10 protein-coding genes are annotated in these 11,746 nt (G+C 47.8%); 1 reads left to right on the top strand and 9 read right to left on the bottom strand.

The window, feature by feature from the left end:
* Positions 1 to 5: 5 nt before the first annotated feature.
* The 5 genes from TEU_RS02930 to TEU_RS02910 are packed head-to-tail and all read right to left on the bottom strand — an operon-like array spanning position 6 to position 5,219.
* On the bottom strand, positions 6 to 1,952 hold the full coding sequence (locus TEU_RS02930) for an ABC transporter permease (protein WP_050002369.1): 1,947 nt from the start codon (positions 1,950 to 1,952) through the stop codon (positions 6 to 8).
* Positions 1,930 to 2,601 carry an ABC transporter ATP-binding protein gene (locus TEU_RS02925; protein WP_050002368.1) on the bottom strand — a complete coding sequence of 224 codons (672 nt, stop codon included), beginning with the start codon at positions 2,599 to 2,601 and terminating at the stop codon, positions 1,930 to 1,932. The genes TEU_RS02930 and TEU_RS02925 overlap by 23 nt, the downstream gene beginning before the upstream one ends.
* Positions 2,579 to 3,736 (bottom strand): hypothetical protein, encoded by a 1,158-nt coding sequence (locus TEU_RS02920; RefSeq protein ID WP_050002367.1) that lies wholly within the window; start codon positions 3,734 to 3,736, stop codon positions 2,579 to 2,581. The genes TEU_RS02925 and TEU_RS02920 overlap by 23 nt, the downstream gene beginning before the upstream one ends.
* Before the next feature lie 45 nt (positions 3,737 to 3,781).
* On the bottom strand, positions 3,782 to 4,039 hold the full coding sequence (locus TEU_RS02915) for a PqqD family protein (protein WP_050002366.1): 258 nt from the start codon (positions 4,037 to 4,039) through the stop codon (positions 3,782 to 3,784).
* Positions 4,020 to 5,219, bottom strand: coding sequence for a radical SAM protein (locus TEU_RS02910; RefSeq protein ID WP_050002365.1), 1,200 nt, complete (start codon positions 5,217 to 5,219; stop codon positions 4,020 to 4,022). Before TEU_RS02910 ends, TEU_RS02915 begins: the two co-directional genes overlap by 20 nt.
* A 526-nt stretch (positions 5,220 to 5,745) precedes the next feature.
* On the opposite strand from TEU_RS02910, the gene TEU_RS02905 reads away from it, so the two are divergent.
* A complete protein-coding gene (locus TEU_RS02905; protein ID WP_144244803.1) occupies positions 5,746 to 6,702 on the top strand; it encodes a geranylgeranyl reductase family protein in 957 nt (318 codons plus the stop codon).
* Between the two features lie 48 nt (positions 6,703 to 6,750).
* Here TEU_RS02905 and TEU_RS02900 read toward each other — a convergent pair whose 3' ends face one another.
* The 4 genes from TEU_RS02900 to TEU_RS02885 all read right to left on the bottom strand — a co-directional run bounded on the left by TEU_RS02900 (position 6,751) and on the right by TEU_RS02885 (position 11,713).
* Positions 6,751 to 7,743: an ABC transporter ATP-binding protein gene (locus TEU_RS02900; RefSeq protein WP_050002363.1), complete on the bottom strand. Its 993-nt coding sequence runs from the start codon at positions 7,741 to 7,743 to the stop codon at positions 6,751 to 6,753.
* Positions 7,744 to 7,752: 9 nt separating this feature from the next.
* Positions 7,753 to 8,550, bottom strand: coding sequence for an ABC transporter permease (locus tag TEU_RS02895; protein ID WP_050002362.1), 798 nt, complete (start codon positions 8,548 to 8,550; stop codon positions 7,753 to 7,755).
* Between the two features lie 68 nt (positions 8,551 to 8,618).
* Positions 8,619 to 11,360, bottom strand: a complete 2,742-nt coding sequence (alaS, locus tag TEU_RS02890) for an alanine--tRNA ligase (protein ID WP_050002361.1) — start codon at positions 11,358 to 11,360, stop codon at positions 8,619 to 8,621.
* A 56-nt stretch (positions 11,361 to 11,416) separates the two neighbouring features.
* The gene (locus TEU_RS02885; protein WP_050002360.1) at positions 11,417 to 11,713 is read right to left on the bottom strand and encodes a hypothetical protein; all 297 of its coding nucleotides are present in this window, start codon (positions 11,711 to 11,713) and stop codon (positions 11,417 to 11,419) included.
* Between the last annotated feature and the right edge of the window lie 33 nt (positions 11,714 to 11,746).

The following is an 11,746-nucleotide window of genomic DNA, read 5'->3' as shown; positions in this document are numbered from 1 at the left end:
CTCCGTTAGCTCCTCAGCGCTTTAACGACGTCAAGCCTGTTAAGCGCCCTCTCCGTCAGCAGAACTATGAAGACCCCATAGAAGGGGTAAAGCACCAGCAGTAGAGGGAATATTTTAGTCAAATCGCCCACACCAAGCTCCGCTGGCAGAACGATATTCCCGATGTACTCCCCGACCTTAAGGCTTACCGGCAGGGCCAGGAGCGAGCCTGCAATCAGCGAGGGCAGAGCCTTTCTCAGGGACTCTTTCCAGACGTGGGAGTTCGGGATTCCGACAGCTTTGAGCGTTGCGTAGACCTTCTCGTTGCTCTCGATTTCGAGGTAAATTAAGGCGAAGAGCGCGAAGAGGCTTATGGGGAAGATTATGCCCATCACCCCGTAAGCCGCAGCCTTAAAGAGCATTAAGTTGTTCTCCGTCTGCCTCTTTAAATCATCTATGGTATGCACCTTCAACCCAAGCCTCTCATATTCCTCCTTTAGCTCCTCCGGGTTTTCCGCGTTCAGAAAGGCGACTCTATCTGGGACAGCGTTAATCTTCGGAAGAAACACTGCTTTGAAGTCGTAGAAGTACATGTCGCTTATCCCAACAACGCGGTATTCCCTCTCCTCCCCGAGAAGCTGGACTTTAATCGTATCGCCCACCTTCAGGCCGAGCTTCCTCGCGAGGCCCTTCTCAATGACCGCCTCGTCTTCCTTCTCGAACCACCGGCCGGCGATGAGGGTTTTCTCAAAGATGCTTTCATAGTCAAAGAAGTATATCTCCGTGGTCATTCCGTTAACCTTTTGCCCGCTCAGATAGCCGGCCTTCTCCCCGGGAATCTGTGCTATTTTCGAAGGATCACCCCACACCTCAAGATTATAGGGAAGTTCAAGGGTTAGTGTGTTTTCAATCCCCTTGACGCCAAAGTATGCCGAGGAGGAGGCTAAGAAAACGACGAAAAAGGCGGCGAAGAACCTGAGCCGGGAGCTCTTTCTGGGGGTGAAGCGCAGGGCCTCGATCGTCCGAATCCTCGAAACGTAGAGGTAGGGGAGCGAGAGGATTAAGGCTGTGCCGAGCAGAATTATGACATCGAACTTCAGCGGGTAGAGACAATCCGGACTCGTTGAGAGCGGGAATCTTGAAGATACGTAGGAATGGCCGAGTTTTATTCCAAGCGGAATGCCGACCAAATATGCAGTTAAAGCGATGAGAAGATAGTCTCCAGCAAAGAGGGAGAACGTGAAGGAATCTGAAAGGCCCAGCGCTTTTAAAATCCCGACCTCTCTTACATTTCCCTTGACGTGCGTCACCGTGAGGAGGACGATGACGACCAGCGAGGCACCGAGGAGCAGGTAGAAAAAGCTCATTGCGAAGTTTTTGATGTTCTTCAAGCTGTCCATGTATGGAATTTCACTGTCTTCATAGACCTGGAAATAATCAACCTTCGCGTTCTCCATTAAGAACATGGCCAGGGCTTCCGTGTTGTTGCAACGCATAAGGGCGTAAAGATGTTGACCCTTTTTATTTACCAGCACAAATGGAACGCCTGAGAGATAGTAGTACGAAGCCCTGACTTCATACTCCCTGTCCCCAATCTTAATTCTATCGCCCTTCTTTATCCTCAGGAATGCCAAAACAACGGCACCATCTTCAGGTGTTTTCACGTGGAGGGACTTGAACTCACCGTAGCCAACCGATGCCCGGTATTCTTTCCCGTTGAACTCCACCTCCGTGTCGTTAAAGTAGACGTAGTTCACGACTTCCCCAAACCTGCCCAGCTCCTCGACCGTGACCCCCTCGACGGCAAGCTCCACGTTCCCCCGCTTGGCAAAATCCTCAACGGCCTTGCTTATACTGCCAACCGCCGAGAGTGTAAAGTTGAAACCGAGGCTTACAAAGAGAAACGCCAGGAATACAATAGCAACCCTTTTCTTTTCGTGCCTGAGCTTTCTAAGGGTTACTTTTAACTTCATGAACCTCACCGTCCCTGAGGATTATTAAAACGTCGGCGAACTCGAAAAACTCCCTCTCGTGGGTTGACGCTATAACAGTAACGCCCTCTTCCTCGTTTATTTCCCTCAGCAGACGCCAGATTCTCATCTTGTTCTCCCAGTCTAAATTGGCAGTCGGCTCATCCGCGAAGAGGTATCTCGGCTTATTAGCTAAAGCCCTCGCGATTGCAATCCTCTGCCTTTCTCCACCGCTCATGTGTTCGGGCAGTTTGTCCGCTAAGTGCTCCGCGTTGACCAGCTTCAACAGCTCCAGCGCCCTCCCCTCGGAGTTCCTGATTTTCCGGGAGTACTTCATCGGGAGCATGACGTTTTCGAGGCCGGTCAGGTAGGGCACAAGGTAAAAGAACTGGAATATTATCCCGAAGTTTTCCAGGCGGTAGCGCCTCAGCTCTTTCTCCCCCATTGCGGTCATATCGGTCCCGTCCACTATGACCCTGCCACCCGTCGGCCTGTCAATGCCTGTCAAGATGTTGAGAAGGGTGGTCTTCCCGCTCCCCGAAGCGCCGGCTATGATGTAAAACCTCCCCTCCTCGAACTTCAGGTTAATCCCCTTTAAAGCCCGAACTTTGCCAAACTCATACACCTTCTCAACGTTCTGGGCTTCGATCATTTTCACCACCATTGAATGTTTGCCAAAACTGACCCGCTGTCAAGCTTATTTTTTCGCTAGTGAGATACTCATATAACGAAAGTGCGGCACCAAATGATTCGAGAAAGATACAATATGGTTTTGGTATATAAGTCTCAATGTCCACTAATTGATCAGCAAACAGATACAGGGCATCCTTAAGTATGAGATCTTTCCCGATTCCACTTACTAAGAATTTTGCAGTATCTATCGGAATATCTACCTCAGAAAGAACCATGAGGACATTTTCAAGAATTTTGTTTAGATAGGTGCTATAAATATAAAATGTCGAAATTTTTGCCTGATTGTGTAGATTGTACGGCGTATTTGTGATTTTGTTCAGATATTTTTTGTTAGGAAAACATCCAATAAATTGTAAAATCATTTCAGAAGAGTTAATAGAGTCTATCTGATACGGGGATTTATATTCTTTTAATGCTCGAGCAACCTCTGTTTTAGCTATGAGAGATAAGGCCTTATAAAGTTTAATATTTGTAGTTGGAGAAGAAGGAGATTTTTTACCAAATACTAACACATTGCTAGATACACTAGGTAGCGGAGTGTATAGCGCTCCAACCCATAAGGCGACACCAGAAGAATAATGTATTTCCATAGGGATGGCCCGTCCAGAAAGCACCGGGATAAATAAAGTAGAAGCGGAGTTCATATGTATTAACATTCCATTTTCCAAGAGTTTTTCCGCAATATATCTAACAGCGTGTATTGAAGACATATACTGCCAAGATTTGAGAGAAGTCAGTTGTTCAACCGAAAGACTGTTGGTCATAGTGTGAAGAATTACATTTTCATATTTTATTTCAATTTCTTTAAATTTTGATAAATAGTCATACCACGGGGCAGCAGCTTCTAGTGACGTTACCAAATTCACATATACGGTATCATACTTCTTTGAATATTTTGAAAGTGTCGCATCCAATGCTGGAATAATAAGCTTCTCTATTCTCCCCTTCATCGTGCCAGATAGCTTGAGCTTACCAGTAATGTATGAAATAGGATACACGTTAAAGTCAATCTTTTTTGAAGAAATGTGTAGAGTAGTCGTCTTGATATGAGATGATCCAATGTCTATACCCAACACTACACCACTCTTTTCCATTTTGCTCACCTTCAATCTGTATATTGTCCTAAATATGTTACTATGTTACAGATCTATTATCTCAAGCTCTCTAAGTTGATTCACAAATTCCAAAAAATCTTTACGAACTTGTTCTAGGGGGATAGAATATTTCCTTGAAATCTCCTGACATGCCTGCTCAAAGTCTCTGCCTTCTTGCAACAATGATATAAAATCTCTTGCCGTAGTATTAAGTTCGTATACTCTTCCTGTGGAGAGATTCACTAAAAAATTGTCTTCGGTAATAATACAAAACTCCTTTAATTTAAATTTTGAGACATTCATCTTTGACACCTCCGTAGTATGCCGCTACTGGGCAGAATGGACAAGAAGTCTTTAAAGGGCAATTTCTACATGGTATTTTTTCATATAACTCATCTATCCACCTCCTCGCCATTACAAAAAATTCAGAGTTTAGGATGTCCTCAATAGTAACAAGCCCATCCATGATATTTGGGACAGCATAATACCCGTTTTCCCCATAGAAAATTTTTCTAAATATTGGCTCTGCAAATTTGCCACATGGGTACACATTCCCATAGGGATCCAAATATATTCTTCTTTTATTGTATGCTGCACAGCTTTTCCAAGTGCTTTGTGTAGATTGTATATTAAAGCTAAAATCTTTCAATGAAAGACCATTTAAACGTTTAAATAACCGAAATACTCTGCTAGAAACCTCATGCATATACACCTTTATTGGGGGCAAGTTTTCTTGGTTTCGTTCATAGTTAATTTTTTTTAGTTCAGCGTACATTTTAGCGAAGTTTTTTTCAACTTCGTCCCAGGAGATACTCAATAACTTATAATTAACACGAGCATTTCCACTGGAAATGTCAATTGGGAATACATTTATGATTACTTTGCTTTTTATGTGTCTAAATAGATGGGGTAAATTCTTAAGAGAATCCGCATTTAACCCATTAATAACATAGTTTACCTGAAGATAAAAGCCTGGATCATCATGTTTCAAACTATCAATAAGTTCAATTGATTTCCAAAGTGAATCAAACGTGCCTCTTCCCCTTATTTTTTCATGCACTTCTGCAGTTCCACCATCAATACTAAAGGTAATACGCCCCAGTTTCGTCAAATCCATCTTATCTAAATATTTCCATAAGATTGTTCCATTAGTAGCTATCCACAAGGACGACACATTTTTAATATCCGACAATGTGTTCCATATATCCACAAAATCAGGATGTACTGTTGACTCTCCATTTGTAGGAGAGAAAACTACACGAATTGCAGTATAATGGGATTTTTCCAACATTTCTAAGAAAGGTATCCACTCGCTGTATCTCAACTCACGGATGTTCTTTAAGTCACCCAAGTTATAAACCTTATTAATAAACTCTTCATTTCTATAAGAAGCAACTGAACAGTGAGCACAATTAAGATTACACCTGAATGTTAAATGCCACTCAACTCCTATACTATATGCATGATAATCTAGCATGACCATGGATTACACCCCCCAACTTTTCTAGGAAAAACTCCCCACTAGTCAAAACAGCACTGCGCATTTATACAACCTCCCGGGCATCCTGTTGGTTCACAGTCGTCTTCTGACAGAGATATAACCTTTGGCGGTTCATACTTCGACTTCTCCATAGCTCATCACCTCCATTAAGTTTTTGCATTACGATTTACTGACTACTGAAAGATATTAGGAAAAATTCAAAGATAACACATTACACATTCATTCAGTCGTTACAACAGGGATCTGATATCGAGCCTCCGAAGCATCCCTCTGGTTGAACCCCCTCCTCAGATAAAACCCTAACTTTTGGCAGTTCATACTCCGGCTTCTCCATCATACATCACCTCCATTAAGTTTTTGCGTTTCATATTAGTCACTATATCGTATTTAACTTTTTCGCTCTTAATGTTGTAAGTATGTTGAAAATCTTTTTTTTTCCTTGTGTCATACTGGCAAAAGGTTTAGCAAAAACTTAATTAATAAGTTATTTGTCCAATTAGAATAAGTGATGCCAATGATTCACATAGTTGGTGTAGGACCGGCAGGGGCATCTTTAGCTTACTACCTTAAAGATGAATTTAAAGTAAGAGGTTATGAAATAAGGAAATCCCCCGGAGCAAAACCCTGTGCTTGGGCAGTTCCAAGAAGTTTGGAAAAATATATCAAAATTCCAGAGGAAGTCATTTTAAACAAGATATATGGACAAAAGATATATCTTAACAATAAGCTACTGAGTGAAAATTATCAAAGATTACCGCAGGGGTATATACTCAACAAACCATCATTCATTAAATGGCTTTTGGATGGAGTGGACGTTAAACTAGGCAAATCCATCAAATTTAAGGGACAAGAGCCAGAACTAAGAACGAGAGACGGTGATATCACTGTGATTGCAACAGGAAGCATATTTCATAATGAAAGCAAGTGGAAGTTTCTGACGTACCAATATATACTTAAAGATGCCAAAATCGAAGATGATATTATAGAAATTAGGTTTTACACTGATTTCGTCGGCTACATCTGGGTATTCCCACGAGGAAATAAAGCAGATGTGGGCATTGGAGGATTTTTAAGCCATGACGAATTGAAAGCGAGACTTGACTCTTTCATTAAAAATGATGAGCGTTTTAGATACACAAAAATTGAAAGAAAAGAAGGCGCACACATTTATGCCGGAGGCATAAAAGAGGAGTTGTACAATTTTAAGTATCCAGTTATAGGAGAGGCGCTGGGGGCAGTGTACCCCCTAACTGGCGAAGGAATAAGACCCTCCATAATTTCCTCCCATGCTCTCTTCAGGTCTATAAAGTATGGAAAACCATTCAAAGAAGAGTTTGAAAAAACCGGAGTTCCCCAGCAAATCAACTTTCAAAAACAACTAGTCGAAGCCCTCCTAAAAGCACCACCCCATCTGAGAGAGGTATTCATAAGAGAATACTTCAAAAGCTCCAAAAATCCATTATAGGTTATTACCAATTGTTCAACAAATTTACAGAAATTCCACGAAAAATCATCATCCCCCAAATAACCTATTATCAAAGATAAGTAAAAACACGTCCTCAAGTGATAGATCCTCCACCTTAATCTGAAGGGCACCTTTCAAGGAGAGAAACCTCACGAACTCATCAACTTCGTCAACCTTAAGATACGCAACGAGATGAGTATAGCCGTTCTTAAAGGTGCACTTCACAAGACCGTCACAGTTGCAGTCGAATTTTCCCTCCACCAGGGCCACAACCTTCTTATCAACTGGAACCCTAAGCTTTCTACTTATCTCCTCGGGCTTTCCCTCCAGGATAGGCCTCTTGTTGAAGAGCAGAACCCTGTCACTCAGCTTCTCGGCCTCCCCTAGATCGTGGGTGGTGAGCAGGACCGTGGTCCTGAAGTCCCTTGCCATAGTCAGTATCGCGTCGTGTATCTCACCCTTGGTTATGACGTCGAGAAAAACCGTCGGCTCGTCGAGTATGAGGTACTTCGGCCTCACCACCAAGGCGGAGGCGATGTAAACCTTCTGCTTCATTCCGGCCGAGAGCTTCTGGTACCACTCGTCCCTCTTCTCCCACAGGTTCAACAGCTTGAGCGCGTACTCTATGCGCTCCCCTATCTCCCCCTCCGGAACCTTCCAGAGCCTCGCAATGAACCGGAGGTTCCTCTGAATGCTTAAACGCCACTGGAATATGCCCCACATGTCCCTCTCGCCAGTGAAAACCGTGAACATCTTGCCCGCAACCTTGCCGTGCTCCCGGAAGCTGTCATGGCCGTCTATGAGCAACCTCCCAGAACTCGGCTCCAGCAGGCCGTTGGCAATTTTACAGAGGGTCGTCTTTCCCGCACCGTTCGGGCCGAGGAGGCCGAATATTTCCCCCTCCCGAACCCTGAAGTTCAAATCCACTAGGGCCGGAATCTCCTCCCTCGGCTTACCTAGAAAGTCCTTTATGCTCTTCAGGTCGAAGAAGCCCCGGAACGGGGGAGGATAGTACTTGGTCAGGTGCTCCGCCTCTATCATCTGACCACCTCAGACGTGCCCGAGGGTGCCCAGTTGCATCGCCTTGCCGACCCCCCAGCGGAACATCGCTACGCCAACGACCAGCATGACCCCAGTGGTGATGACGAGGTTAACGAAGCTGGGCCAGATCTGGGACACTGAATAGCCCCCGCCCATAGTCAGCCTGGCCATCTCAAGAATGTACCTCTCGGGGTGTATCTTGGAAATAGGCTGGAGCCACCAAGGGAGAACTTGGGGTGGAAAGTAAAGACCACTAACGAGCTGAGACGTGAGGTTCAGAAACCAGTTTATGGGATCCTGTCTGGCTTTAGTTGCGGCCCGAAAGCCCGCTGAAAAAAGTTCAAGGGCGAAAGTGAGGGTGAAGCCCGCGAGGATAACAAGCAAAGCACCGAGGTTGATGTGTATGACCAAGCCGTAGAAGAAAACGAAGACTGCCGTTATCAGACCCATTATCATAAGGCTCCAGACGACGTTCCAAGCGTTTATCCCCACGAAGATCGCCACCATTCCTGCTGGAGAGGCGTAGAGCATTGGGAAGCTCCGCCCAATCAGGAGCTTGGAAAGGCTACCCCGCGGAAGGAATATTATGTTATGCACGATGAAGCCTATCAGAAAGAACTGTAGGAATGAGTCGGTTCCGTACTGCTCGATGTTCGCATTTATAGTCACCAGACTGGCGAATATCCCCATCACCACAACCTGGATTAGAAGGCCTATCAGATAGCTGACCACATCCCAGCGGTAGCTGAAAAAGATCGCCCTCTGAACCTCGAAGAACTCGCGGACTATTCTAAGGCCGTCCCTCATTTCAACCGAGAAAAGTTAGAGAGAGGATTTAAAAAGATAACGGCTTCTCAAAGGACATTCACCAAAGCTCACCCGAGCCTCTTCTTGACCTCCTCTATCGCCTCCTCGGCCTTCAGCGGGTTCTTTATCCTGCCCTGGGCGAGCTCTTTCCTTCCGCCACCGCCACCGCCAGCGACGGAGGTTATTATTTTCGCCAGCTCCTCAGCCTTAAGGTCAAGGCCGTCGCCAACGGCAACGACAAAGTGGCCCTCCCTGCTGATGAGGACTACAACCCTCTTCTCCTTCCTGAGCCTGTTGGCGGCCTCGCGGAGGTCGTCCATCGTGCCCTCGACAACTGCACCTATGAACTCCACCCCGCCGACCTTCTCGGCCTTGTCTTCGAGCTCGTAGACGAGGAGCTTGGCTAACTCTTTCCTGAGCTTCTCGACCTCCTTCCTGGCCTCCTTCCACTCGTTGAAGAACCTCTCCGCGGTTTCTGGCACCTTCTCCACTGGAACGCGGAAGATTTCAGCGGTCTTCTTGAGGAGCCTCTCCGTCTCTTGCATCCAGTCAACAGCGGCCTCTCCGGCGGCGAATATTATTCTCTCAACGCCGTCCTGTATGCGCTCGGTCCTCAGGATCTTAATCGGGCCTATTAGACCGGTGTTCGGCAGGTGCGTTCCACCACAGGCCTGAACGTCCCAGTCCTCTATTTTAACGACCCTTATCGTTCTTCCGGGAACGACGCCACCCTGGTAGAGGCGGAAGCCGTACTTCATTTCTGCTTCGGTCCTCGGAAGCCACTCCCAGGTCACCTCCCTGTTCTCCATGACGACGCGGTTGGCGAGGCGCTCGATTTCTCTAAGTTCCTCCTCGGTGATGCGCTTGTAGTGACTTATGTCCAGCCTCGCCCAGTCGGTGTGGAGCTGACTTCCAGCTTGCCAGACGTGCTTTCCTAAGACTCTGACGAGAGCTCCCATGAGGACGTGCGTTCCCGTGTGGTGGCGCATGTGCTGTATTCTCCTGTCCCAGTCGAGCTTCCCGTGAACTTTAACGCCCGGCTTGAAGAGCTCCGGCCTCTCGACCCTGTGGAGGATTACCCTCCCGACCTTCTGGACGTTGGTGACCCTGACTTCCTCTCCGTTAACCTCAAGCGTTCCGGTGTCGTAGGGCTGACCGCCACCCTCCGGATAGAGGGCCGTCTGGTTGAGCACGACCCAGTCGTCTATGACCTTGAGAACCTCGGCATCGAACTCCTTCATGAACGGGTCCTCGTAGTAGAGCGTCCTCGTCTCGGGCAAATCCTTGACCAGCTCGAAGTCAACGACGTATTCAGCGGCGGTCTTCTTCTCGGTTTTCTCGGCCTGTTTAGCCACGAGCGTGTAGAAGTTGTCCGGAATCTCGACCGTTATGCCCTCTTTCTGCGCCACTTCTGCCACTATCTCAGGGGTAAGGCCGTGGCTCTCGTAGAACAGTATCAGCTTCTCAAGCGGGAGCTCGTTGATGCCCTTCTTCTTGAGCTTCGCTATCTCGCGCTTGACGAGGTCGCTTCCCCTCTTGAGGGTCTCCTGATAGCGCTTCTCCTCGACGTTGATTATGTCGAGAATAACATCTTCCATCTCCTTGAACTCGGGGAACGTCGGTGAGAGCTCCTTTATGTGCATCGCGACGATTTCAGCGAGCGGAACTTCGAGGCCGAGCTCCCTCAGATGTCTTATGCTCTTCCTTATGAGGAGCCTAGCTAAATAGCCTGCCTTAACGTTGGACGGGATTACACCGTCGGCGAGCATGAATGTCAGGGCCTTGGTGTGGTCGGCTATGGCGTAGATGAGCTCGTAGGGCCTAACGGCCTTCTCAAGCTCCTCGACGGTTATGCCGACGCGCTTCGCCACCTGCTCGCGGAGGTAACGCAGGTCGCCCATGTCCTCGATGTCGAATATTCCAGCGAGGCGGGAGTTCTCCATCAGAATTCTCTCGTCTATCTTTTCAACGCCGGCCATCTTCTTCAGGGGCTCGATGACATAGCCGAGGACGGCGTCGTAAGCGGTAGGCGTTCCGTGGCTCATCCAGACGAGCCTCTCAAGGCCGTAGCCGGTGTCAACAACGCGGGTCTCCATCGGGACGTAGTAGTCGCCCTTTATCTCAACCACCTGGCTCGGGTCGGCGTTTTCGGGGGCCTTCTTGTACTGCATGAAGACGAGCGTTGCAACCTCAAGACCGCGGTAGAGCACCTCGAACGCCGGCCCGGCGTTTCCTCCACCAGCCCAGGGGTTCTCCTTGAAGGTGATGTCCTCTGGCTTCATGCCGAGCTCCTTCGTGAAGAACTCGAAGGCCAGCTCAACGGTCTCGTCCATCCAGTAGATTGGCTTGCCCGGGTAGTTGAAGGCGTGGTGGGCCATCATCTCGAAAATCGTGAAGTGTCTGCCCGTTATTCCGACGTTGTCAATGTCTGTGAACCTTATCGAGGGCTGACTTATGGTGAGCGGGTTGGCTGGAGGGTCGGCCTCACCGCTGATTACCCACGGCTGGAAGTCCATTATGCTCGCTCCAACGAGCAGGACGTCGTCTCTCCAGCGCGGAAGAACCGGGTAGCGATTCACCCTTCCGTGGCCGTGCTTCTCAAAGAAGCTCAGGAACTTCTCGCGCATCTCGTCGAGGGTGTACTTCTTCGGAATGCCCGGCTTTCCGATGAACCCGTACTCGTCACACGGCGGGTCGCCGCAGGTCTCCCTGTCAGGGTCGAGCGTCCAGAAGTACTTGCCGCACTTGGGGCACTGCTTTCTAATCCATCCTTCCTCTTTGAACATTCTCGTGGTCATGTCCATGCTCATTAGCATCACCCCTTAAGCTGACCTAAAAAGAGGGGAGCTCCTAATTAACCTTTCCCTCACTCCTTTGAGTCAAGGGAAAGGTCAACGTCCACGTCCTCGAACTCCTCTTCATTTATGTACACAAGCGGAACCTTGAGCTTTTGGAGGAGCTCAAACAGCTGTCTTTCGCGCCTCTCCATCATTTCAACCTTGTGCCTCAGGCTGGCGTTCTCGATGCTCAGGTTTGTAGCTTCCTCGGTCTTCCTCCTGAGCTGCATTCTAAGCTCTATTATCTCCTCCTCAAGCTCGCGGATGGAGCGCTCAAGCCTCTCAATCTCCTCGATGTACTCGCGGCAGATTTTCCTCTTTATCATCTCGGTCAGCCCCGCGAAACCTCCTCACCGCTC

It is taken from the genome of Thermococcus eurythermalis (genome assembly GCF_000769655.1).
Taxonomy (GTDB): domain Archaea; phylum Methanobacteriota_B; class Thermococci; order Thermococcales; family Thermococcaceae; genus Thermococcus; species Thermococcus eurythermalis.
Note: the sequence above shows the minus strand (reverse complement) of the source record. Positions and strands in the feature narration are given on the sequence as shown.